The organism is Henriciella mobilis, from assembly GCF_003576285.1.
Lineage (GTDB): Bacteria > Pseudomonadota > Alphaproteobacteria > Caulobacterales > Hyphomonadaceae > Henriciella > Henriciella mobilis.
Genome location: NZ_QWFX01000016.1, coordinates 170,424 through 195,534 on the forward strand (window position 1 = coordinate 170,424; position 25,111 = coordinate 195,534).

Annotated in this window: 21 protein-coding genes and 1 pseudogene; 19 read left to right on the top strand and 3 right to left on the bottom strand. The window is 58.3% G+C overall.

Going from position 1 to position 25,111, the window contains the following annotated elements:
- Positions 1-435, bottom strand: coding sequence for a Spy/CpxP family protein refolding chaperone (locus D1223_RS16220; RefSeq protein ID WP_119377454.1), 435 nt, complete (start codon positions 433-435; stop codon positions 1-3).
- Positions 436-961: 526 nt separating this feature from the next.
- Here D1223_RS16220 and D1223_RS16225 point away from each other — a divergent pair.
- The 3 genes from D1223_RS16225 (at position 962) to D1223_RS16235 (ending at position 3,895) form a co-directional block, all read left to right on the top strand.
- Positions 962-1,441 (top strand): hypothetical protein, encoded by a 480-nt coding sequence (locus tag D1223_RS16225; protein WP_084396440.1) that lies wholly within the window; start codon positions 962-964, stop codon positions 1,439-1,441.
- 135 nt (positions 1,442-1,576) lie between these two features.
- On the top strand, positions 1,577-3,175 hold the full coding sequence (locus tag D1223_RS16230; protein ID WP_119377455.1) for a copper resistance system multicopper oxidase: 1,599 nt from the start codon (positions 1,577-1,579) through the stop codon (positions 3,173-3,175).
- A 60-nt stretch (positions 3,176-3,235) separates the two neighbouring features.
- Positions 3,236-3,895 carry a copper resistance protein B gene (locus D1223_RS16235; RefSeq protein ID WP_158586662.1) on the top strand — a complete coding sequence of 220 codons (660 nt, stop codon included), beginning with the start codon at positions 3,236-3,238 and terminating at the stop codon, positions 3,893-3,895.
- 119 nt (positions 3,896-4,014) lie between these two features.
- Here the strand turns inward: D1223_RS16235 and D1223_RS16240 are convergent.
- Together D1223_RS16240 and D1223_RS16245 are read right to left on the bottom strand one after the other, a co-directional pair.
- A protein-coding gene (locus tag D1223_RS16240) for an IS3 family transposase (protein WP_119377456.1) occupies positions 4,015-5,165 on the bottom strand; the annotation gives its coding sequence in 2 pieces (ribosomal slippage) (positions 4,015-4,907 and positions 4,907-5,165; 1,152 coding nt in all).
- A gap of 324 nt (positions 5,166-5,489) precedes the next feature.
- A complete protein-coding gene (locus tag D1223_RS16245; RefSeq protein WP_233349717.1) occupies positions 5,490-6,728 on the bottom strand; it encodes a hypothetical protein in 1,239 nt (412 codons plus the stop codon).
- Positions 6,729-6,963: 235 nt separating this feature from the next.
- On the opposite strand from D1223_RS16245, the gene D1223_RS16250 reads away from it, so the two are divergent.
- From D1223_RS16250 to D1223_RS16325, 16 genes and pseudogenes are all read left to right on the top strand, one after another.
- A complete protein-coding gene (locus D1223_RS16250) occupies positions 6,964-9,351 on the top strand; it encodes a phosphoketolase family protein (protein WP_084396443.1) in 2,388 nt (795 codons plus the stop codon).
- Complete coding sequence (locus D1223_RS16255; protein WP_035551724.1) at positions 9,348-10,724, top strand: MBL fold metallo-hydrolase RNA specificity domain-containing protein; 1,377 nt, start codon at positions 9,348-9,350, stop codon at positions 10,722-10,724. Before D1223_RS16250 ends, D1223_RS16255 begins: the two co-directional genes overlap by 4 nt.
- Positions 10,721-12,241 carry a thymidine phosphorylase family protein gene (locus D1223_RS16260; RefSeq protein ID WP_119377457.1) on the top strand — a complete coding sequence of 507 codons (1,521 nt, stop codon included), beginning with the start codon at positions 10,721-10,723 and terminating at the stop codon, positions 12,239-12,241. Before D1223_RS16255 ends, D1223_RS16260 begins: the two co-directional genes overlap by 4 nt.
- Positions 12,242-12,244: 3 nt before the next feature.
- The gene (locus D1223_RS16265) at positions 12,245-13,105 is read left to right on the top strand and encodes a ribose-phosphate pyrophosphokinase (RefSeq protein WP_035551721.1); all 861 of its coding nucleotides are present in this window, start codon (positions 12,245-12,247) and stop codon (positions 13,103-13,105) included.
- A 148-nt stretch (positions 13,106-13,253) separates the two neighbouring features.
- A complete protein-coding gene (locus D1223_RS16270) occupies positions 13,254-13,781 on the top strand; it encodes an EF-hand domain-containing protein (protein ID WP_158586663.1) in 528 nt (175 codons plus the stop codon).
- A 521-nt stretch (positions 13,782-14,302) separates the two neighbouring features.
- Positions 14,303-14,488, top strand: a pseudogene (locus tag D1223_RS19315) (ion channel); the annotation flags it as partial.
- Positions 14,489-14,566: 78 nt separating this feature from the next.
- Positions 14,567-15,121, top strand: coding sequence for a DUF305 domain-containing protein (locus D1223_RS16280; RefSeq protein ID WP_034827488.1), 555 nt, complete (start codon positions 14,567-14,569; stop codon positions 15,119-15,121).
- Between the two features lie 54 nt (positions 15,122-15,175).
- Complete coding sequence (locus D1223_RS16285; protein WP_119377458.1) at positions 15,176-16,531, top strand: MBL fold metallo-hydrolase; 1,356 nt, start codon at positions 15,176-15,178, stop codon at positions 16,529-16,531.
- Between the two features lie 106 nt (positions 16,532-16,637).
- Positions 16,638-16,913 (top strand): metal-sensitive transcriptional regulator, encoded by a 276-nt coding sequence (locus tag D1223_RS16290; RefSeq protein WP_034798806.1) that lies wholly within the window; start codon positions 16,638-16,640, stop codon positions 16,911-16,913.
- 56 nt (positions 16,914-16,969) lie between these two features.
- A complete protein-coding gene (locus tag D1223_RS16295) occupies positions 16,970-17,386 on the top strand; it encodes a hypothetical protein (protein ID WP_233353211.1) in 417 nt (138 codons plus the stop codon).
- A gap of 72 nt (positions 17,387-17,458) precedes the next feature.
- The gene (locus tag D1223_RS16300; protein WP_199288225.1) at positions 17,459-18,673 is read left to right on the top strand and encodes a TolC family protein; all 1,215 of its coding nucleotides are present in this window, start codon (positions 17,459-17,461) and stop codon (positions 18,671-18,673) included.
- Positions 18,670-20,532, top strand: coding sequence for an efflux RND transporter periplasmic adaptor subunit (locus D1223_RS16305; RefSeq protein WP_233353212.1), 1,863 nt, complete (start codon positions 18,670-18,672; stop codon positions 20,530-20,532). The genes D1223_RS16300 and D1223_RS16305 overlap by 4 nt, the downstream gene beginning before the upstream one ends.
- Positions 20,525-23,740, top strand: a complete 3,216-nt coding sequence (locus D1223_RS16310) for an efflux RND transporter permease subunit (protein WP_119377461.1) — start codon at positions 20,525-20,527, stop codon at positions 23,738-23,740. The genes D1223_RS16305 and D1223_RS16310 overlap by 8 nt, the downstream gene beginning before the upstream one ends.
- Positions 23,737-23,952: a hypothetical protein gene (locus D1223_RS16315; protein ID WP_119377462.1), complete on the top strand. Its 216-nt coding sequence runs from the start codon at positions 23,737-23,739 to the stop codon at positions 23,950-23,952. Before D1223_RS16310 ends, D1223_RS16315 begins: the two co-directional genes overlap by 4 nt.
- Positions 23,953-24,046: 94 nt before the next feature.
- Entirely contained in the window at positions 24,047-24,547 is a 501-nt protein-coding gene (locus tag D1223_RS16320) for a copper-binding protein (RefSeq protein ID WP_084396453.1), read from the top strand.
- A gap of 100 nt (positions 24,548-24,647) precedes the next feature.
- Positions 24,648-25,091 (top strand): copper-binding protein, encoded by a 444-nt coding sequence (locus D1223_RS16325; protein ID WP_233349712.1) that lies wholly within the window; start codon positions 24,648-24,650, stop codon positions 25,089-25,091.
- Positions 25,092-25,111: the final 20 nt, after the last annotated feature.

Genomic DNA, 25,111 nt, shown 5'->3' on the forward strand with positions numbered 1-25,111 from the left:
CTAAAGCTCCGTCAGTGCTCGAACGACTTCTGCGTCAAAGACGATCGCTTGTTCCTCGGTAAGGATCTCGCGCATCTCAAACACATGCTCGATAGTGACTTTTTGCATCTCCCCCATGGCTGTGTGGAAATCATCGATCGCCGCCTGAACAGCGGGCGAATAGGATTTGTCGGCCTCCATAGCGCCAGCAAGTGCCAAGTTGGCCGCGCGAAGCTTTTGTTCCAGCTCAGCCTTTCTGGCCGCGAAACGGTGTTCGATTAGCTCGAGTTCTGCTTCCTGATCCGCTGAGAGATCCAAGTCGTGATGGACCAGCTCATGCAAACCAGAAGCTGTTTCGACCGGATGCGTTACAGACCAGTTTCCAGCGACAAACACGCCGGTCATGCCCGCGCACAGGGCTAGGAAAACGACAATGATCCAGTGTTCTAGTTTCATTACTCCTCTTACCTCAGAAGCCCGGAAGGGGCATATGGGGCGTCAACAGAGAAGACCGAAAAATCGCTCGGCGATGACTGGCTGGGCGCCCCGAACAATCCGACCAAAAGGCCGATTGCAACGGCAAGCGCAACCGCCGCGGTTCGACTTACTGCCGGTGTCGCAAAAAGGCGTCTGTCTGTGGCAATCGCTGCGGGCGAAGCTGGGTGTCCGGCTGGGTTGCGCGCGTCAATCCGCTCCCAAACCTCGGCTTCGAGATTGTGAAGGTCGCGATCAAGGGGCGCCGCCTTCAGATCTTTGATGAGCGCGTCTAGGTCATTTTTCATGGCACTCTCCTTTCGAGAAGCAAATTTAGGGAGGACTACGTATTGTCATATACGCAGCGGCTATCGCGCTCCCTTAAAAACATTGATTAAAGTCAATATGCACCGATCGCGCGCCTGACAATGCCGATCTGCATGTGAGGGATGATACCTGTCGACACGTAGAAATTGGCAATCTGATCGCATTTTCGCAAGAGACGCCAATGACGCAAGAACTGGACATCCCGAAACCAACCACAGCTCCAAACTGGCGGTTGTTACAGTTCTTTTTCGCCTACATTCTGATTATCGCGGTCGCAAACTTGATCTGGGAAATCGCCCACGCGCCGCTTTACACGATCTGGATTGATGGGACACGCGCCGAGATCGCATTCGCGATTGCTCACTGCACATTTGGCGATGTCCTAATCGCCGGGTCTTCGCTATCGCTCGCCTGGCTCATCGCGGGGCGCCGTGGATGGCCAGACAAAAACTATTGGCGAGTCGCAGGTTTAAGCCTCCTGATCGGACTGACCTATACAGTGTTCAGCGAATGGCTGAATATTTCGATCCGCGAAAGCTGGGCCTACCGCGAAGCAATGCCGACGATCGGACCGCTCAACACCGGGCTGTCGCCGCTCTTGCAGTGGCTGATCATCCCCAGTCTGATCTTTGCCTGGCTGAAAAGCGCGATGCGTCGGTGACGGTTCGCTAAAGTGTCGCACCTCATACCCCAAGGGGGCATAAGGGGTGCCCGGTCTGGCCGCGTAACCATCCGACAACGACGCCTATTCCTCCCCCAATATTCCAGCGGCGTCCAACGCAATAAGGAGAACATCATGCGTTCCAAACTCGCCGGACTGCTCATCGCGACAAGCAGCTTGATCGCGCCCGCCGCACTCGCAGACGTTTATAATCTGGAGATCGACCAGTTTGAACGGACGGTCGATGGCAAGACGCTGACCGGCGTCAGCATCAACGGGACGAGCCCTGGCCCTCTACTGCGACTGCGTGAAGGCGAAGACGTCACCATCAATGTCACCAATACACTCGATGTAGATACCTCGCTTCACTGGCATGGGATTATCCTGGACGCTGGTATGGATGGCGTTCCGGGGATCAGTTTTGACGGCATCGCGCCGGGCGAGACCTACACTTACAACTTCACCGCCAACCAGTCAGGCACCTACTGGTACCATGGACACTCTGCGCTGCAGGAACAGGAGGGCGTCTTCGCGCCCATCATAATCGAACCGGCACAGCCGGACCCCTTCGAGTATGATCGCGAGCATGTGATCATTCTCGCCGACTGGCTGAACGACAGTCCCTACAAAGCGCTCGCCAATCTCAAGAAGCGCTCGAACTATTACAATTACAATCGCCGAACCGTTTTCGACCTCTGGCGTGATTGGACAAATGCTGATGGCGGCGAAAAGACCGACGTCATCCAGGAGCGACTGGCGTGGGGCCGGATGCGCATGGATCCAACCGACATTGTCGACATTACCGGCTACTCGTTTCTGGTGAACGGTGAAACGCCTGAAGACAATTGGAGCGGTCTTTTCGAACCGGGCGAGAAAGTCCGTCTCCGGTTCATCAATGCTGCCGCCATGACCTATTTCGACGTCAAGATTCCGGGACTCAAAATGACAGTGGTCCAGGCCGATGGTCAGAACATCGAGCCAGTCTCGGTTGATGAGTTCCCGATCGCTATCGCTGAAACCTTCGACGTTATCGTCGAGCCTGAGGCGGGACAATCATATACGATCTTCGCCGCTGCAAAGGACCGATCAGGATATGCCCGCGGCACACTCAGCGAGACACCCGGCGCCGAAGCGGCGATCCCGGAACTTGGGCCCCGGCCAGAGCTGACAATGGCAGCGATGGGCGAAGGCCATGCCAGCCACGGCGCGATGGCTGATGGTGAAGCTGCCGGCATGGATGAGATGACCATGGACATGAGTGGAGACGCCCATAGCGGACATGGCGAAATGCCTGCGATGGAGCAAGGACAGAAAGTCCTCACCTATGACGATCTCCGCGCGCTCACGCCATATACGGACCGGCGAGCTCCAGATCGCGAGGTCGAGCTTCGTCTCACAGGGAACATGGAACGGTATTTCTGGTCGATTAACGACGTGAAGTTCGGTGACGCCGGCCCGCTGGAGTTTAATTACGGCGAACGCGTTCGTATCACATTCAAGAATGAAACCATGATGGAGCACCCGATGCACCTGCATGGATTGTGGATGGATCTGGTGAATGGCGAGGGCGACATGGCGCCCCGCAAGCACACGATCACGATCCGGCCAGGTGAAACTATCTCCGCCGATGTAACCGTCGATGCCACCGGATCCTGGGCCTTCCACTGCCACATTCTCCAGCACGCCGCGACCGGCATGTTCCGGCAAGTCGACGTCATTGGCGGCGCTCAATAACAAACACCCATAAGGATAAAACAGATGAAACCCAATTTCCTGATCGTGGGTGCGCTCGCCATGGCGACCGCCCTGCCGGCCCTCGCAACCGAAGGTGACCCGGTCTACAATTACACGTTGATCGAAGCCGATATTGCCGAGATTGATGATGAAACCGTCGGTGCCTTTGATGCCCAAGGCTGGGTCGGCGGTGATTATAATCGCTTTTGGTGGAAGACTGAAGGTGAGTTTGCCGATGGCGACTTCGAGGACGCCGAGGTCCAAGCGCTGTATTCACGCTACATTTCAAAATTCTGGGATGCGCAGATTGGTGTGCGCTACGACCTTGAGCCTAAAGGCGAGACCTATGGCGTTATAGGGCTGCAAGGTCTTGCGCCCTACTTCTTCGAAGTTGATGCCGCCGCCTTTGTCTCTTCGAGTGGCGATGTCAGCGCCCGATTTGAAGCCACGGGCGAACTTTTGTTCACGCAACGCCTGATCCTCGAACCCGGCATTGCGCTAGATTTCTATGCCGAAGACGATCCGTCCCGGCAGATTGGTTCGGGATTAGCGACGGCGGAATATAGCGCTCAATTGCGCTATGAATTCACCCGTGAATTCGCACCTTATGTCGAGCTTGCCTATGAAGAAGCCTATGGCGACACCGCTGACTTTCAACGATTGGAAACCGGCAGCGCGGATGACACCGTTTTTAAAGTCGGCTTGCGAACCATGTTCTAGCGATTCTTAGGAGGCAGCGTTTCTATTGGCGACTCCGGACCGGCAATCAATCAGCAGACGGAAGCTAAGGCCCGCATCGAAGGATGCGGGCCTTGACCTGAGCCCTTCGGCTCCCTCGTTTATTTCGAGAGTCTGACCCTTTCATAGTCCAAGGTTTGATGTCTGGCGAGCGCGCCGGGAGTGGAGCCCCCGACAAGCTCGAGCGACCGGCGCGCTGCGGGCGTCAGCCCGCCCAGCGATGAGTGAGGCCGGTGATGATTGTAATCGTGCCGCCAGCGCCCCAGTACCTTTCTGGCGTGGGAGAGACTGTCGAAGACTTCCTCGTTGAGGCATTCGTCACGGAGCTTGCCATTGAAGCTCTCGACGAAGCCGTTCTGCTGCGGCTTGCCCGGCGCGATGTAGTGCCAGGCGATGCCGGTCTCGTTCTGCCATTCCAGGATGGCGCGCGAGGTCAGCTCGGTCCCATTGTCCGAGACGATGGTCTCCGGCCGGCCATAGAGGCGGATGCAGCGATCAAGCTCCCGCGCCACACGCGCGCCTGACAGGGAGGTGTCGGCCACCAGTGCCAGGCATTGCCGGGTATAGTCGTCGATCACGTTCAGCATCCGGAACCGCCGCGCCGGACCGAAGACATCAGACACAAAGTCAAGGCTCCAGCGTTTCGATGGACCGTCCGGGACAGGCATCGGCTCGCGCGTCCCGGTGGCGCGCTTGCGTCCCCGTCGTCGCTTCACCGCCAGGCCTTCCTCCCTGTAGAGGCGCCTCAGCTTCTTGTGGTTCATAACGATGCCTTCGCGTTCGAGCATCAAGCCGATGCGGCGATAGCCGAACCGGCGGCGCGTTGCCGCGATCTCGCGCATACATTTGCGGATCTCCGGATTATCCGGCTCCGCTTCTCGCCTGACAGTCTTCGGATCGACGCTGACCAGTCGGCAGGCGCGACGCTGGGAGATGTCATGATCCGACATCGCTCCGAGCGCCGCCACCCGCTTCAACTGGGGCGTCGTCAGTACTTTCCCAGCAGATCCTTCAGAACGACATTATCAAGCATCGCATCCGCCAGAAGGCGCTTCAATTTCGCGTTCTCACCCTCCAGCGTCTTCAGCCGGCGGGCATCGGACACGTCCATCCCGCCGAACTTTGCCTTCCATTTGTAGAAGGTGGCCGAGCTGACGCCATGACGCCGGCAGACATCCGCCGTCGACATGCCGCGCTCCTGTTCCGCCAGGATCGCGATGATCTGTTCTTCCGTGAATTTGCTCTTGCGCATTGTCTGTCTCCATAACGACAGACTCTCAATTCAAATGCGGGACCAATCGGGGCTCAGGTCAATACCCGCGTTGAAGCAACGCCTTAGCGACACGCTTTTCAGGCGCGGCCAATGAGCCTTGTTTTGATCGCTTAGCCATTTCAAAAAACTAGCACAGATCTCTTAAGAGTTGATTTTTTGATTTTCTTCAACTCGTCCGAGTTGCGGACGATTTGGCTAATTGAACTCAGATTGGCGCTAAATCGAGAGGCAGCGATGAGCGCCCTAGTTAGAGCGTTTGGTGTGACTTCGCACCATTATCCGAAAACGAAGCATGCCAGATCATCAGAACTGATACACCGGCGCAAACCCGCCGCCGCTGGTGCGGAAGTTGGTCGTCTGTCCCTGATAAACGCGGGCAGCCAACAGCAGTGTTTTCCCGGCATAAGTGTAAAGCCGAACGTCATACTTCAGTGTTACCGGCTCTTGGTCGACAGTTACAGCGCGCACCGTCGGCGGGACCAGGGCTTGAGCAATATAATCCCCTTCCAGGATTGCCGACCAGACGCGTTTCGTCAGCTTGTCACCACGATAAGCAGCACGGCTGCCAAAACCCGCGGCGGGTTTAAAGAAGTATCCTCGCCGCGTCGCCCAAAGCTCATCAGCGACGTCTTCGGTAACGCGCCGCGTATCGGGGATCGCCGCAAGCACCTGTCGGTCTGCGTCATCCGCGCCAAACGATTTAAGCGAATCTGGATCGCTAAGCCAAATCAGGTTTCGTTTGTTGGCATAGAGCGCGTGGTGGCGCGGCGCCGGACTGATAACCACCGCCTCGTCGAGGAGCGCGGCGCGCAGATGTGCATGACCTGGCTCGGACAGATCAAAATCCGTTAGCCGATTATAGACCATGTCGATAGCTCTTCCACCGTGCGCAAGATCGCCGTTCTCATAGGTGAGCGCCTCGGGGTCAAGGATGAGGGTTTCGATGCCGTTGCGGGCCAACAAGTCTCTCGCGAGCACCATGTCCGGATAGAGATACTGCCCAGATGCGTCCTGATCGAGAATAGCCAACCTGCCCGGACGGCCCTCCCGTCCCGTCGCCTGCCACTCAGAGATGAAGCTTTCAACAAGGACTGCATCGATTGCGTCCGAATCCGCGAGACGCGCATCTCCGCAAGCCTCAGCATGTTTCGCCGCAGCGCGCTGGAGCTCGCTGACCAGGAAGGCTCCGCCGGCATTTGTATTTATCTCAATGAGTTTGGGTCCGTCTTCAGAGATGTGAAAATCGTATCCCATGAACAGACCGCGTGCGCCGGTCTGAGCGCTGAAAATATTATCATTTGAGCGTGCCAGGGCGACCTCTTGATAAGACGTCAGGGATGCCACCGCTTCAATTGCAGACACTTGCGCCTGCATCGCCCGCAGGTCCGATGGTGAGACAAAAACGGCCGTGGCCGCAAATAGATTGGGCCGCGCCGCCAGAAGCGCCGAGAGCTCATCATTGCCGGCATGATCCAAAATGGCTTCATCAAGATCGGCCCTGCCGAGCGTCATGCAAAAGCAGGACTTGTTGAGGGAAATCAAATCACTTGCGCCAGGCAGTTCGCAGGTTTTATCGCACCGCATCAAAACCCCTTTCTGGGCGAGACTGAACCATCACACTCATCGCCTTTCTCCTGCTTATAGGCTGCGTTTCTGGACCGCGAAAGCCAGCCTGAATCCACGCAAATCTGATCGTGAGGGTTTGCCCGCCACGCGCCGTATCAAGACTGCTCACCTGATTTTTGATGCGCGAACTGGCAGGGGGATATCGACGATCATGACAGAACAATGGACCAGCGGATATGGCGTGATCGTCCATGATACCGAGACGCAGCAGCGACTTCAGAGTATCTTGCAGAACGCCGACCGCGGGCTTTTGGCGCTCACACAAACCGAGGCCGCAGACGTGTTCTCGGCGACGGACAGACTCGCGAATGCGGCAATGTGGCTCATCGCGCACATGTCATATGCACGTCGCGTCGACCTGTCTGGCGCACCCCTGAAGGCGGGGGATTTCAAACCCTCGCCAGAAGGCCATATGGGCGGATCGTTTAACATGGCGATCGCATTTGCAGGCTATCTCGCCGCCAATGCGTTGAGTGGCCATACCCGTGCTTGGACCCTTGGGCAGGGTCATTGCGTCGCTGCAATTGAAGCCATCAACGCACTCACAGGCGATGTCTCAGCCGCGCAGCAAGGGCGCTATGATCGCAGTGAAGCAGGCCTTTCCCGGCTCGTCAGTGACTTTTACGGCTATGCGATCACCCCCGATGGCCGCCCCGGCGTGCCGCTCGGCAGCCACGTCAACCCGAATACAGCTGGCGGGTTGTCGGAAGGCGGGTATCTTGGATTCACCAGCCTGCAATATATCCACATGCCATTGCTGGGCGAGCGCCTTGTCGCCTTTCTGAGCGACGGCGCTTTCGAAGAGCAGCGCGGATCCGACTGGGCGCCGCGCTGGTGGCGCGCCAGCGATAGTGGTTTCGCCGTGCCTGCGATGGTGCTGAATGGCCGGCGGATCGAACAGCGTACCGAAATCAGTCAGGAAGGCGGACTTGATTGGTTAGTCAAGCATTTGACCTTAAGCGGGTTCGACCCAATCATTGTCGATGGCCATGATCCCCTCTCTTATGCATGGGGCATATTGGAAGCGGAGGCCCGGCTTTCAAAACTGAGCGATACGGACGGCCCCTACCCCGCGCGGCTGCCTTATCTGATTGCGCCCTGCATCAAGGGTTTTGGGTTTCCAGGGGCTGGGGGAAATAGCGCGCACAATCTCCCACTGGAAGGAAATCCGCGCACCAATAAGGGCGCACGCGTGCTCTTCAATGAAGGCGTACAAGCGCTCTACACACCGCCTGACATGCTTGATGATGCGGTCCGGACCCTAAGCGTCCACAAAATACAAAACCGCATGTTGGAAAGTCAGAACGCCCTCGCCGTTCGCAAGGTTTCTGATCCCGTATTGCCTAGGTCAGACGCGCGTTCGCTCGGCACCCCCCGCCCAAATTGCGCAATGGACGCGATCGATCAGTGTTTCACCGAAATTGTGCGCGCCAATCCGCATTTGCGGGTCCGCGTTGCAAACCCTGACGAGCTTCGCAGCAACCACATGCCGCTGACGCTCGAGATGCTCAAGCATCGGGTCAATGCGCCTGAGCCCGGCACGCCTGAATCCAAAAATGGTCGCCTCATCACGGCGCTGAATGAAGAGGCTGTGATAGCTGCAGCCCTTGGCAATAAGGGCGGGCTGAATCTCGCAGTGAGCTACGAGGCCTTCGCCATGAAGATGCTCGGCGCGCTGCGCCAGGAGATTATCTTCGCGCGTCGACAGAAAGAACTCGGTCAAATTCCGGGCTGGATCAGCGTCCCGCTTATTGCAACTTCGCATACTTGGGAAAATGCCAAGAATGAACAATCCCACCAGGACCCGACACTGCCCGAAGCGCTGCTCGGAGAAATGTCGGAGACCGCTCGGGTGATCTTCCCGGTCGACGCGCCAAGCGCTGCTGAAGCGCTGCGCAACATCTATCGTGGGCGCGGCGAAATCGCCTGCCTCGTGACACCGAAACGAGATGTCCCAAACCTTCTATCCGAAGAGGAAGCCGAACACGCGCTGGAAAATGGAGCGCTCCACATCGCCGGTGATATCATGGCAGCCGACATTCAATTGGTCGCGATCGGCGCTTATCAGGCTCACGAAGCCCTCGCCGCATTCCAGCGACTCACTGAACGCGGCGTGCCATGCTGTGTCACCTTGATCCTTGAACCGGGCAGGTTCCGCATGGGACGCGACGCAATGGAGCAGGCATTCACAGCGAGCGAAGACAGGCTTGAAGCCCTTTTCCCGCGCGGGCTGGCAAGAGTGCTGCTGACGCATACGCGGCCCGAACCGATGACGGGTGTGCTGAGACGACTGGATGGCGGGCCGGAACAATTGCGCGCGCTCGGCTACATTTCTCGCGGCGGAACATTTGATGTCGCAGGCATGCTGTTCGCCAATCGCTGCACCTGGGCTCATACTGTCGATGCCGCCATGGCGTTGCTGCCGAAAAAAACTCTCGATCTCCTTTCGGAGGATGAACGGCGCGCCATTGATGGGCAAGGCGATCCATCCGCTCTCGAGCGCTCAAAACCTGTCCTGCGCCGGGAGCACGCATCATGACCCTCACCCTGACCAGTCTTGGCGGGGCTGGAACCGTGACCGGCTCACGCCATCTTCTTGAATATGAAGGTCAGCGTATACTGATCGATTGTGGTCTGTTCCAGGGCTATAAGGCGTTGCGCCAGCGCAACTGGGCGCCCTTCCCGATTGATCCAAAATCCATCGACGCCATTGTCCTCACGCACGCCCACATTGATCATAGTGGTTATCTGCCAAAACTGGTCAGAGAAGGTTATCGCGGTCCCGTTTATTGCTCGAGCGCGACCAAGGATCTTTGCGGAATCCTGCTGCGCGACAGCGCGTATATTTCAGAACGAGACGCCGAGCGGGCCAACCGCCTTCGCTACACCCGCCACAAACCGGCTCAGCCACTTTATACGATCGCCGACGCCGAAGCGGCGATTGAAAAGCTCACCCCAATCGACTTTCACCAGGACGTTCATCTCGCGATTGGGGCCGATATCTATTTACGCCGCGCCGGGCATATTCTTGGGGCATCGACCGTTGAAGTCCGTTGGGGCGGCAAAACCATTATCTTTTCTGGTGACCTTGGCCGCTATGACGACCCTTTCATGTTTGACCCTGAGCCGGTGCAAAATGCCGATTACGTCGTCATAGAGTCCACCTATGGAGATCGCACTCATCCGAAGCTCGATCCCATGGAACAGCTGGGTGACGTGATTGCACGCACCGCCAGGCGCGGCGGGACAGTGGTTATTCCAGCCTTTGCGGTCGGGCGCGCTCAACTCATTCTCTACCATATCTGGATGCTCAAAAAAGCGGGACGGCTCGAGAATGTCGCGATCTATCTCGACAGCCCAATGGCGATAAACGCAACTGAACTTCTCTGCACACACCTCGATGATCACAGATTTGCGCGGCAGGTTTGTGAAGAGACTTGCGCGATTGCGACTTATGCGCGTGACGTCGACGCTTCAAAAGCCATTACCAATGATCTGATGCCAAAGGTTGTGATCGCAGCGAGCGGTATGATCACAGGCGGCCGCGTTCTGCACCATATTCAGGCATTTGGTGGAGACCGGAAAAATACGATCCTGTTTGCTGGATATCAGGCCGGTGGCACGCGTGGAGACAAGATTCTCAAGGGCGCAAGCAAGGTCAAAATGTTCGGCCACGACGTTCATATCGGCGCCGAGATCGCCAGCCTGCCCGCTTTGTCAGCCCATGCGGATGCCGACGAGCTGATCTCCTGGCTTGGCGGCTTTGAAAAGCGTCCGGCAAAAGCATTTATTGTTCACGGCGAACCCGATGCATCAGAGGCGCTAAGCACGCGTATGCAGGATGAGCTCGGCTGGCGCACTGATGTTGTTGCCATCGAGAAGGCCTATGAGCTTGGAAGCGGCGACGAATGACGCAGGATAATCAACCCCACGCCGCCACGACCCTGTCCGCGCGACGCCTGAAATGGCATGCTCAGGACGAAGCGATCATTCTAATGCGGACCGACTGCCCGGTCTGCCGTTCAGAAGGACTGACGTCGCGCGCCCGTGTGCTGATCAGTTGCGACGGGCGGGACGTGGTCGCGACCCTGCACCAGATCGACGATGATTGGCTGGCCCTTAGCGAGGCTGGTCTTTCTGAAGCGGCTTGGAGCCGGCTTGGTGCCGAGCCCGGCGCAGATCTTAAAGTCAGCCACGCTCCAACGCTTCGGTCTCTCTCTGATGTGCGTCAACGGATGACCGGCAAACGGCTGCCAAGCGATGGATTTGACCGGATCGTGACTGATATCGCCGCCGGACTGTATTCTGATATTCATCTGGCCGCCTTTATCTCAGCCTGTTCCACGCTGAGCCTCGACATAGACGAAATCACCTCGCTGACCGGCGCCATGGTGAACGTCGGAGAGCAACTCGACTGGAATACCGACATGGTCATCGACAAACACTGCGTGGGCGGCCTACCCGGAAATCGCACGACGCCGATTGTTGTTGCGATCTTGGCCAGCCTGGGTTTGACGGTCCCAAAGACCTCCTCGCGCGCCATCACATCGCCCGCCGGAACTGCAGATACGATGGAGACGCTCACCCAAGTCGATCTGTCACTGCCAGACATCAGGCGGGTTGTTGAAACGGAAGGTGGATGCCTTGCCTGGGGCGGCGCGGTCCAGCTCAGCCCGGCCGATGATATTCTCATCCGCATTGAACGGGCCCTCGACATCGACGCCGAAGGTCAGCTGATCGCGTCTGTTTTGTCAAAGAAGATCGCCGCCGGCGCGAGCCATGTGGTGCTCGACTTGCCCGTCGGACCAACCGCTAAACTGCGTAGTGCTGCCGGTGCCCGCGCCCTTGCCCAGCACATGACGATCGTTGCACGTGGGTTTGGCCTCAAGACCCATTGCGTGTTCAGCGACGGGCTCCAACCCGTCGGGCGCGGCATCGGACCGGCGCTCGAAGCCTGGGACGTGCTCAGGGTCTTGCAAAGAAGCAAAAGCGCGCCGCCAGATCTTCGCGAACGGGCGCTGACGCTGGCTGGCGCCGCCCTTGAACTTGCGGGCCGTGCCAAACCGGATACCGGAGCGGCCATGGCTCAGGACGCGCTCGACAATGGATCTGCCTGGTCGAAGTTTCAGGCCATATGCGCCGCTCAAGGCGGTTTGCGCGAACCACCACGCGCAGCGCAAACTGCGCCCGTCGCGGCAATTCGGTCAGGGGTCTTGAAAGCAATCGATAATAGAAAGCTCTCCAGGCTCGCAAAACTTGCTGGTGCTCCCGAACGCCCGGCCGCTGGTCTGACCGTTCACAAACGCCTAGGCGAACAAATCACGATTGGTGAGCCGCTTCTCACCATCCACGCAGAGGCGTCGGGCGAGATCGACTATGCCATGAGCTACGCTCACGCCAATGCCGGCCTCTTCACCATTGAGGGTTAACCCATGACGATTTACATTCCGCTTCCCGGTAATGAAGCTATGGCTTCTGAGCTTGCCAAAATCACAAGTTCTGAACTTGGCACCCTTGAACACCGCAGATTCCCGGACGAAGAGACCTATGTGCGCCTCACCTCAGATGTCTCTGGAAAAGCAGTCGAACTGGTTTGCACGCTCGCCCGGCCTGACCCGCAATTGCCAGGACTTCTTTTTGCCGCTTATACAGCGCGCGAGCTTGGCGCCACATCGGTTGGGCTGATTGCCCCCTACCTTGCCTATATGCGTCAGGATAAGAGATTTTCAGACGGCGAGTCTGTGTCATCAGGACACTTTGCCAGATTGCTCTCAGGTGCGTTTGAAAGGGTGGTCACCGTCGATCCGCATTTGCACCGCATCCACGATCTCAATGACGTTTTTTCAATCAATACAAAGGTTGTGCACGCCGCCCCGGCACTGTCCGATTGGATCAAGGCCCATGTCGACAAGCCGCTCATCATTGGCCCGGACGCTGAGAGCGAGCAATGGGTGTCCGACGTGGCCGACCGAGCGAGCGCCCCGCATCTTGTGCTCTCCAAAGTCCGCCATGGCGACCGCAATGTAGAAGTGACAGCGCCTGGCCTTAAAAACTGGACCGGCCATCAACCCGTTCTTGTCGACGACATTGCCTCTTCCGGGCGAACCATGATGGAAGCGGCCCGCCACTTTGAGACCGCTGGCTTTGCAAAACCGGTCTGCGTGATCGTCCATCCGCTCTTTGCCGGCAATGCCTATGAGGACCTTAAGTCTGTCTCGACACGTGTCGTATCGACCAATGCGGTCCAACATGCCTCAAATGAGATTTCGATCACGCCCTTACTGATCGGCTAGCCGCTGCAAAGAGGGCGCGCAGTTTGACCGGTCCCAACGGTCTTTTTGATAGAAATCAAACCGGCAGGGTCGCCATGCTTTATCAAACAAACCGGCTTTGGAAAAAAACGCCTGACCGTGTCACGGTCAGGCCTTCATGGAGTGTGTCATGAAACACAAAGCTACACGTCTTATCTCAACCTTGCTCACCACTTCGTTACTCCTGACGAGCATTGCCGCAGCTGAAACCCCAAACCCTCAGCTGGAAAAAGAACCAGCGGCACACATGACAGAGCGCGACGGCGTTCGACTGCACCTTGGCCTACGCAGCAGGATGCAAGAACACGATCTTGACGGTGACAGTCTACTCAGCCGCGCAGAGTTTGATGCCTGGCACAGCGCGAATTTCGCGCTGATGGATGCCGATGGCGACGGTCTGACGCTTGAGGATTTTCAAGGCGCGCAGCTCGGACCAGGCCCCTATGGCGCCGGCCATCATGCGCGCCGGGCGAAAATGCGTGAGCAGGCCGACCTGCGCAAGAAAGCACGTTTCCGACTCATGGACAGCGACGGCGACGGTGTTGTGACCCTCAGCGAGCATGACGCATTCACCGAGCACGTCTTTCTGGAAGCAGACGCCGATGATGATGGGTATCTCACTTTTCAGGAGCTCCAGCAGCACAATCGCGGCATGTAAGGCATACCAATCGGTTAAGTCCTACTGACCTCGGCGACAGTATTGCCGAGGTCAGCAACCCGTTTTCAGAGCAACGCCGCTATTGAGCCCGTTTTAGCTACTCGCCTTAACACCGAATGAAGCAAGCTTAACATCGCACTAAAATCCGCAATACGCATACGCGGCCGCCAGTTCGTCCCCCTAGTGCATGATCTACATCCCGATGTTTCTTTGCATGAGTCGCATCCATTTTGCAAAAAGTCTGACAAATCAATCCACGACCCACGCGCGAACGGATGAGCGGTTAGGTTGTGCTTTTATCTTCACGCCGCCCTTCAAAACCTGTCAGTATCGTCAATTTACTTGCCACGTGTATTTCTGAGCTTAAAAGCGAGCGCTGATGAAAACGCTGGCCAGACGCTCAGTTCGGCTTGAGGAAGATAAACGGCGCTGGCTCATCCAACGCCCAAGGATATTCGTCATCACCGGCGATATCGTCCCAATATAATTCGCCGGTTTCGCAGCCTTGATGAACTGGGAAATCCCTCGTCAACTACGCATCGCTTGGGCTGGGCGATATCTATCCAACCGGACATTCACGGTTCCTGGCCGGACTGGAAACACTCAATGGTTTCCTGCTGATTTCGTGCTCGGCATCATTCATTTTCCTCCTGATGCGAAACCAAATGGATGGTCCAATTACAGGCGGAATTCAAAAATCGGATTAACTCGGAACCTGTTCACACACTTCTCCGTTAGTCGTGGAAATACCCCACCACTGTATAAGGAGGATGTTGAAAGTGGATATGAAGAACAGTTATTGGCGGTTTGGCGCAATGATCATCACATCGATGATCGTGATGTTTGGGCTGATGTACCTCAACACCTATGCGTGGGAGCATGTTCGCTGGAGCGAAACGCGCTTCTACATGGCCTTCATCATGGGCGCCGCGATGGCCGTCGTGATGCTGAGCTTCATGCTCAACATGTACAAGGACAGCCGGATCAATTTCGGCATTTTCATTGGCGCTGCGGTCGTGTTCGTCCTGGCCCTCTGGCTGGTGCGGAGCCAGAGCACTGTCGACGACCGGTCCTACATGAAAGCGATGATCCCCCACCACTCCATTGCCATCATGACAAGTGAACGCGCCGGCATCGAGGATGTCCGTGTGCGCGAGCTTGCCGACGAGATCATCACGGCGCAGCGCCGCGAGATCAAGGAAATGGAATGGCTGATTTCCGACATCGCGGAAAATGGACCGGCATCGACGGAAAGAGAGGCGGCGAGCCGCCCCGTTCCCCCCTTTGAAGGCACGCTCAATCCAGACGACGCTGCCGGGGCAGCCATCGCGGAGGACTAACGCGCCTTCCACGTCCAGTCAGACCCATTCGATCCCGAAAAGGAGCGAAACAGAATGAGACTTGAAAAGATCAAGACACAGGGCCTTGCCCACCTTTCCTACTTCCTGAGCGCCGATGGCGAAGCTGCGGTCATCGATCCGCGGCGTGACATCGACATCTATCTGGACCTCGCCCGTGAGGAAGGCTCTGTCATCAAGCACGTCTTCGAAACCCACCGGAACGAGGACCTGCTCTCAGGCGCCCCTGTCCTGAAGGAAGAGACTGGCGCAAAGGTCTGGCACGGGCCGAACCCTGAAAAGCCGATCCAGTATGCAGCCGAGACGCGGGAAGGCGACACGTTCGAGATTGGCGGCGCGCTCCTGAAGGTGCTTGAAACGCCCGGGCACACCGACGACAGCCTGTCCTACGTGCTTTATGACAAGAGCTTTGAGGAAGGCCCGGTTGGCGTGTTCACGGGCGATGCCCTGTTCATTGGCGATGTCGGGCGCACGGACTTCTATCCCGACCGCAAACGCGAAGTCGCCGGCCTGCTCTATGACAGCCTGGAGAAACTGTTGGGGCTCGGCGACCAGTGCCTCGTCTATCCCGCGCATGGCGCCGGTTCGGTCTGCGGCTCCGGCATGGCCGACCGGGAGTTTTCCTCCATCGGCCATGAAAAGCTCAACAATCCGAGCCTGCAGATCGATGACCGGGAGGCTTTCATCGACGCCAAGGTAGCCGAGAACCACTACATCCCACCATACTTCCGGCGCATGGAAGAGGGCAATATGGAAGGCACCGAAGCCGCGCCGCCGGCGCCCCGGCCCGCCTCCCCGGCCAGGTTGCTCGATCCGGGCGATGCGGTCTGCCTCGATGTTCGCGGCATTTTCGACTTTGCCGGCGGACACCGCACGGGCTCGCTCTGCATCCCGGATGACATGCTTGCCGCCTTCGCGGGCTGGTTGCTGCCAGGCGACAAACCGGTGCTGCTGGTGGCGCGCGATGACGACCAGGCGGTCGATGCGGCCACCACGCTTCAGCGGATCGGCTTCGACAATGTGAGCGGATTTGTCAGCGGCGCCATGCCCGTGGCGGTCCAGAACGGCCCGCTCGACACACTCGACTTCGTCGATACCGAAACCGTCGCCGCGCGCGTAGACAACCCGCCGGCTGGCTGGACCCTGCTCGATGTCCGGGCCATCGACGAATATGAGAGCGGCCATATCAAGGACAGCAAGCACGCTTATGTCGGCAAGCTGCCTGACGCGGCCAGTGACCTCGACCCGGACAAACCGGTCACGACCATGTGCGGGAGCGGTGCACGTGCCACGATTGCCGCCTCGCAGCTCATGCGGAAGGGGTTCTCGAACGTCGATGTCTATATCGGCTCGATGAAGGCGTGGAGCGCGGCGGGAAATGCCATTGAGTGATGACTGTCAGTCCATCTTGGGCTGAACCTTTCGTTTCTGACGCATAAAGAGACTGGAAATTGCTTCACGAGGTCCCCATATGGATACCCCGTATGGGGTATTTGCCATGAAGACTGAAACCAAAGAGGCCGCGACCCGGAGGCTTGCCCGCATCGAGGGACAAGTGCGCGGCATCACGAAGATGGTGTCCGACGATCGGTATTGTATTGATGTCATTCGTCAGGTGCAGGCTGTGAAGGCCGCGCTTGTCGGCCTCGAGGCCGTTATCCTGGATGACCATATCGCAACGTGTGTGGATCATGCCCTGACCGGAAGCAATGTCGATGACCGGCGTGAAAAGGTCGAGGAACTTGTTGCTGTGCTTGGTGGCCGCAAGAAGTAGCGGCCTCACAGTTTGTTGAAATGAAAGTTTTAATCTTTTCACGTATTTGAACAATGATGCAGTTTGTGACCCGCCTCCTGACACTGTTTGCCGCTGCCTTCATGGCGGCTCATCCGGTCATGGCGTGTCCATTGATGGTCGGGACCTCCGAAACCGCGCCGACTGAAATGAGCAGCAATCACCCCTGTCATGACATGGCGATGGAAGCCATGGCCGACACCGGGCATACAGATCAGGCATCATCGTCTGATTGCCCCGCGGGATACGACTGTGCACCCATGCTTATCCAGGCGCACAGTGACGCCAATCCAGTTGCACCTGTTGCGAATGTAGACGCAGAATTTGCTGCGGTTCTCGCTAACCCACCAAAGGCATTCCTGCCAGAGCGCGAAACGCTAAAGACCGGGCCTCCACCTCGGCTGGATATCGTCCAGCACACGCCAATATCGCTAAAGCAGCGCTTCCTGAATTGAGAGCGATGACCTGCGGCCGCCACAGCAGCCCGTCGTCATCGCTTCTCACAATTCAGAAGAGCCCGTTTTATCATGCCCCACATTTCAAGAATGCTGCTGGTCGCAGCGTTTGCCGCTGTGCCCCTGGCGGCGGTTGCCAGCGCTCAGAGCTTTGCCGAGCTTGAAGCCCGTCTCGAGGCCCATCCAAGCCTCTCCGCTCTCGGTTACGATGCCGAAGCCGACCGGGAGCGTGCCGTCGCCTCAACCGCACTCCCGGACCCCGTCGTATCCCTCGGGATCAACAACTTTCCGATTTTCGATCCCTCGTTCGACAGTTACTTGCCGACCAATAAAGCCGTTGGTATTCGGCAACAATTTCCGAGCTTCGCGGGCCGTGAAGCCCGCGCCGGTGAAGCCCGGGCGATGTCAGCACAGACCGAGGCGGTTCGCGATGCCCGTTATGCGGCCTTGCGCGCCGAACTCATCGCTTTTCTCGCTGACAAGACTAGACTGACCAGGCAGAGATCCCTCGCCGAAGCGCGAAACGCCAAATATGACGAGCTTGTCGACATTGTCGAGGCCGAGATCGATGCGGGCCGCCCGGCCGTTTACCGCCTTGCCGAAATTGAAAGCGAACGGGCAGAAGTTTCCCGGACGCTTGTTGATCTCGATCGGCAGGAAGCCGAGACCGATGCGCGCCTGATCGAACTCGTCGGACTGGTCCCTTCAACCGGCCTCCCTCCCCTGACTGAAAGAGACTGGTCCGGCGCAGCGCTTGAGTTCCACACCGTACGCATTGCCGACGCGGCCGTCCGCGTTACCGATTACGGTATCGACGTGGCCCGCGCGGCCTGGAAGCCAGAATGGGGCGCCCAGCTCACTTATCAACAGCGCGATGAAGGCGCGATGTTCGCGGGGGATGACTGGGTCTCCGGTATGGTGACTTTTACGGTTCCGCTCTGGGCCGAAAGGAAGCAGGCGCCGAACTTGCGCGCCGCAAAGGCTGAGCGGGCCGGCGCCGAGCAACGCTACCAGGCTGCCGCACGGAATGCGGCGGCCCAGTATGCGTCCCGGGACGCCATTATACGCGCGGCCGATGCCAGTATCGACGTGCTGCAGGTCAAGATTGCTGCCGTCGAAGACGAAGTCGAGGCCCAGCTGATTACTTATGAATCCGGTGTTGGCGGTTATGCGCCGATCATCGACGGCGAGATCGCTATTCTCAAACTCCGGGCGGAAATCGAAGCTGAAACGGCCCGCAAGGCCGCTGCGATCGCACGCCTGAATGCCCTCCTGGTGACACAATGAAAAAGACATTCCTGATAATGGGCACCGCATCTGCCGCCCTCTTGCTCGCCGCATGCGGCGCACCGGGCGGATCACCGGGCGGCCAGGGTGAAAAGCCGAACGCCTTGAGCGAGACGCAACAATACACCTGCTCCATGCACCCGCACTATATTTCGACCGATCCGGACGGCACCTGCCCGATCTGTGGCATGGACCTGGTGCCTGCCGACAAGACCCAGGAACCGACGAGCTCAACAGGGGAAATCCTTTACTACAAGCATCCCATGGGCAAGCCGGACACTTCGCCCGTTCCGAAACAGGATTCCATGGGCATGGATTACATCCCGGTTTATGCCGATGACACCGGATCGGGCGTGGCCGTCTCGCCGGAAATGATCCAGACCATGGGGATCCGGACAGCACCTGCCGAGACCAGGGATTTCAGCCGTGTACTGAGAGCCTTCGGCACGGTCGAGACCAATGAACGGCTCGAAAATGTTACCGCGTCGCGGCTAGAAGGCTGGATTGAGAATCTGGCGGTCAATGCCGAGGGCGACACCGTCCGCCCCGGCAGTCTCCTCTACCGGATCTACAGTCCGGACCTGATCGCCGCGCAGAAGGATTATCTGAACTCGTTCAGGATCGGCAACGAAGCGCGCATCGCGTCGGTTCGCCAGCGCCTGCGCTCCCTTGGCATGCAGAATGCGGCCATCGACCGGCTGACCGAAACCCGCCAGGTCATTGAACGTGTTCCGGTTTACGCAGAAGCCGGCGGCACGGTTGCCGAGCTCCAGGTCCGCAATGGCGACTATGTCAAACCCGGCACGCCTATATTACGCCTGCAATCCTATGCCGATGTCTGGGTCATTGCCTCGGTGCCGGAGAGCGATTTGCCTCTGGTGGAAACAGGCATGCAGGCCGAACTCGATTTTCCGAGCGCGCCCGATGCCCCCGGTAAAGGCCAGGTCGACTATATCTATCCGACAATCGACCCGAAAACCCGTACAGCCGACGTCCGGATCGAAGTGGACAATGTGTCGGGCTATCTTCGCCCGGGCGCCTATGCGGACATAAGGCTGAATATCGGCGGCCGACCGCGTCTTTCGGTTCCAAGTGAAGCCATTCTGCTTGGTAGCGAGGGCGCCCGTGTCGTCATCGCCGAAGGCAATGGCCGCTTCTCCGGACGCGCCGTGCAAACCGGGATTTCGGCCAATGGCCGGACCGAAATCCTGTCGGGTCTGGAAAGTGGCGACATGGTCGTCGCCAGCGGGCAGTTCCTGCTCGATAGCGAAGCCAACCTGAAAGAAGGTCTTGCCAAGCTGGAAGCTCCGGATGCGAGCGCGGCCAGTCCGGAAACACCGCTCTCCGATATTCCGGTGGACAGTAAAGCCCTCGCCGAAATCGATCACTTCACTGACATGGCGCTCTACTTCCACGAGGCCCTGAGAGACGGGTATGACATCGATCCGCTATTCGTGGACCCGGCGCTCGCCCTGGTGCCAGTGCTGCGGGACCGTTACGCGAACACGAAACTGGCACCGGTCATGGATGCTACGCAAACCGCTCTCGCCGCCGCGCAGGACGCCACGGACCGCGAAGACCTTGCCACACAACTCTCAGACCTGGTCGAGGCCTTGAAACCCTGGCTGCTGGAAGGCGCACCTCAGCATTACAGCGAGGCTGGTCTGGTGCTCTACCGGGACACCGCAACGGGCCGGTACTGGCTGCAGGAAGAAGCGAAACCAGCCAATCCGTACAGCGCAGATGGAGCCGAACGGATTGACTGGCCCAACCCGATGGCCGGCATGTCGATGACGACCAATGACGGCGAGACTGGCGCTGACCAGGCCCCTGGGCATTCGGGGGACAGTCATGACTGAACGAAACGACAGAAACCTCGCGGGGCAAGACCCCTCCAAATCATGGGTGGCAAAGCTGATCTCCTGGTCGGTTTCCAACCAGCTCATCGTCCTCATGCTCGCCGCTGCACTGGCTGTGACCGGGTGGATGGCGATCCAGCGCACGCCGCTCGATGCAGTGCCGGACCTGACAGATACCCAGGTCATCATTCGCACCGATTTTCCGGGCCAGAGCCCGCAGATTGTCGAGGACCTCGTCACCTATCCACTATCGACGAACCTTCTCGGTCTGCCGAAGACCAAGGACGTGCGCGGCTCCTCAATGTTCGGCACCAGTTTTGTGTATGTCATATTTGACGATGATGTTGACCTCTACTGGGCCCGCTCGCGCGTTCTCGAAGCCTTGTCCCGGCTGGGATCCGAACTCCCGGAAGGCGCCGTACCCCAGATCGGACCGGATGCAACCGGCGTTGGCTGGGTCTATCAGTATGCCTTGGTCGACAAGACCGGCAAGACCGATCTCGCCGAGCTGCGTTCACTGCAGGACTGGTTCCTGAAACTTGAACTCGCCGGAGTGGAAGGGGTCTCTGAAGTCGCTTCGGTCGGCGGTTTTGTCCGGGAATACCAGGTGCTACTCGATCCCAATCGCCTGAGAAGTTACGACCTGTCGATCACCCGTATCCGTGACGCGGTCCGCGCCGCCTCGAGCGAGGTCGGTGGCCGCGTGCTCGAACAGGGCGAAACGGAATATGTCATCCGCTCATCAGGCTATGTCGATGAGAAACTTGATCTCGAACAGGTCGTGGTCAAGGCAGAGGATGGCACCCCCGTCCAGCTGAGCCATGTCGCCCGGATTGTCGAAGGCCCGGCCCTCCGGCGCGGCATTGTCGAACTCAATGGCGAAGGCGAAACTGTGTCCGGCATCGTGGTGATGCGCGATGGCGAGAATGCGCTGTCGGTGATCGAACGTGTGAAGGAGAAACTTCATAGTCTCCAGCGCGGGCTGCCAGAAGGCGTCGAGATTGTCACTGTGTATGACCGCGCGCCTCTCATCGAGGGTTCGGTCGATTATCTGAAAGACAAGCTGATCGAGGAAGGCTTCGCGGTTGCTCTCGTCATTCTGATCTTCCTCCTCCATGTACGGTCGTCTCTGGTTGCCATCATCACCTTGCCGCTCGGAGTGCTCGGCGCGTTCCTGATCATGTCCTGGCAAGGTGTCACAGCGAACATCATGTCACTTGGCGGGATCGCCATCGCGATCGGCGCCATGGTCGACGCCTCGATTGTGCTTGTCGAGAATGCCAGCCGGAAACTGGCGGATCTGGGACCGAAACCCGATCCGAGCGTGCGCCACCAAGCGCTGGTCGAGTCGGCTCAGGAAGTCGGCCCCGGCATATTCTTTTCACTCCTCATCATCACGGTCTCCTTCCTGCCGGTCTTTGCCCTGACCGGTCAGAGCTTCAGGCTCTTCAGTCCTCTCGCCTATACCAAGACCTATGCGATGGCCTTCGCGGCCATCCTGTCGGTGACACTTGTCCCGGTTCTGATGCTGTACCTGATGCGGGGTCGGTTCCGGCGCGAGGAAGCCAATCCCCTGAACGCCTTCTTCGTCTGGGCCTACAAACCGCTGCTCCATCTAGCCCTGAGGTTCAAATGGATCACGGTCGCCCTTGCGCTCGCGCTGACGGCCACCGTCATCGTGCCGGTCCAGAGGATCGGCTCGGAATTCATGCCGGCCCTTTATGAAGGCGAGCTCCTCTACATGCCGACCACCCTGCCCGGCGTGTCATCCACCAAGATGCGGGAGATTCTTGGCCAGACAAACCGCGTCATCAAGACCGTGCCAGAAGTCGATCATGTCTTCGGCAAGGCCGGGCGCGCCGATACCGCAACCGATCCAGCGCCACTCACCATGATCGAGACCTGGATCAAGCTGAAACCGAAGGAGGATTGGCGGCCAGGTGTGACGGTCGAGGACATCACCGATGAGCTCGATGCCAAGCTGCAAATGCCCGGCCTCGTGAATTCATGGGGCTATCCGATCAAGATTCGCATGGACATGGTTTCAACAGGTGTGCGCACGCCCATTGGCATCAAGGTTACGGGCGATGATCTGACAGAGATTGAGACCATTGCCCGGGACATAGAAGCGGCCATTTCGGACGTACCCGGAACGCGCTCGGCCTTCGCCGACAGGGTCATGGGCGGCAAATATCTCGAGATCACGCCGGACAGGGGCGAACTCGCCCGGCGGAATATCGACATGGCAGCCTTCCAGTCCGTGATCCAAACCGCCTTGGGCGGCATGACGCTCTCCCAGTCTGTCGAGGGCCGGGAACGCTATGACATCATCCTGCGCTATGATCGGCCATTTCGTGAGAGCGCCACAGACCTGGAAGAGATACTCGTGCCCGCCCCGTCCGGCGCCCATATCCCTCTCAGCGAACTGGCGGACATTTCCTATACGGAAGGCCCGCCAATGATCCGATCAGAAAATGCCAGACTGACTGGCTGGGTTTTCGTCGACATCGCGGACCGGGATATGGGCAGCTATGTTGCAGACGCCAGACAGGTCATTGGCGACGCCGTCGACCTGCCTGCGGGTTATGCGGTGGAGTTCTCCGGCCAGTATGAACAGATGCAGGAAGCGAATGCGCGGCTTAGAATCGCCATTCCAGCTGCAATTGCACTGATCTTCCTGCTGCTGATGCTACATTTCGGCCGGCTCGACCGGACCCTGATCATCATGGCCAGCCTGCCTTTCGGTCTGGTCGGCGGAATGTGGGCCGTCTGGTTGGCAGGCTACAATCTGTCAGTAGCCGTCGCGGTCGGTTTCATCGCCCTGGGCGGCATCGCGGTCGAGACAGCCGTCGTGATGCTGCTCTATATCGACGCGGAAGTCCGCAAGGCGAACCCGTCTGACAGGAGCCAGCTTTTCGCAGCTGTCAGCAAGGGCGCGGCCATGCGCGTCAGGCCGAAGTTGATGACGGTCACGACCATTTTTGCAGGTCTTGCCCCGATCTTCCTGACCGACGGCCTCGGATCGGACGTCATGCGCCGGATTGCCCTGCCCATGCTTGGCGGCATGGCCTCAACCCTCATCCTCTCCCTGATCGTGATCCCGGCCATCTACTACATCCGGGTCGGGCTGCAGATTCCATCAGATTTACCCCGGGCCGAACCGGATAACCGGGCCGGCTCATTCACCCCCGAAGGAGAAAAACCATGACGAGACACCTGTTGAAAATTCCGCTTTTGTTTCCACTGCTTCTGAGTGGCGCCATGCTGCCGGCGGCCGCGCAGGATCGCTCATCAGGCAGAATGATGATCGACGGCGGCATGATGGGTGGCGGCCTGTTCGGCACGGTGTTCATGCTGCTTGCTGTGCTCCTCCTCCTGCTCGGGATCGCTGCCCTCATCAAATATCTGAGGTCGAAATAATAGTCCCGTATCCATCCACCCTATTCCCCCGTCCCGGCGCGCATCGGGGGCCTCTGTTGAAAGCCGCGCCAGACAATCAAAAAGGAAGAAAACGATGAAAACCCTCGTCAGAAAGACAGCAGTCACAGGCGCAATCCTCGGACTGGCCCTGATCGGTCCGGCGCTCGCCCAGGACGCCGGCATGAAAATGGACAGCATGAAAGACATGGACATGTCCGGCATGAGCTGCTGCGGCGACATGGCGCCCGGCTTTGGCGTCATTAACGGCGTCGATCTGGATGCCCGAACCGTCAATATTTCACACGATCCGATCAAGAAGATCGGCTGGGGTGAAATGACAATGGACTTCGAGGTCGGCGGAATGGTTGCGCTCGACAAATTCGAGAATGGCGACAACGTCCATTTCATGCTCAAGCAGGACGACAGCGACAATTATGATATCGCCATGATGATGCCGATCGGCGGCGATCCGGATGCTTTCAAGCAATCCATGATGTCGATGATGAAAGGCAAAGGCATGATGGACTGCAACATGGGCGGACAGGGATCCATGTCCGGCATGTCAGGCAAGGATCATGACGACACCGATCACTAGCCGGTCCTCTGTTTAAAGCAAAAAATTCGTAAATCAGGTTCCGGCCGCGTTCCGCGGCCGGAATGCCTGCGTCTCCCGATTAGTTCACCAGGAAATCCCAATGACTCAAAGAATTCTGATTACCGCCTTCTTGTTAGGTTCCGTTACCCTGACAGCCTGCAGTGACCCCGAAAGCCGAACGCCGCCAGCATCCGGCCCTGCGGAGCAGACCAGGCCTGAACCGTTCGAACAGGCAGATGAAGCTATGCCCGGCGATACTGGACGGGCCACGGGCAGGATCTCATCCCTTGATCGCGACGACGGCCGGGTCACCATCGACCATGGCCCTTTCGAAGGCATCGCCATGGGCGCGATGACCATGAGTTTCGCTTTAATGGGCGATGTTGAGCTGACTGACCTCTCTGAAGGCGATGACGTGATCTTCCAGGTCAAACGGGGCCGGGACGGTTCTCATCGCATCATGGAAATTTGTAGCATTCCCGCGAATGGCCCCGGCTGCCCGGATCTTGAAACGCTTCATCGGGACATCCCTCCAGGTCCGTAAGGCGGCATGCTCCGACACCG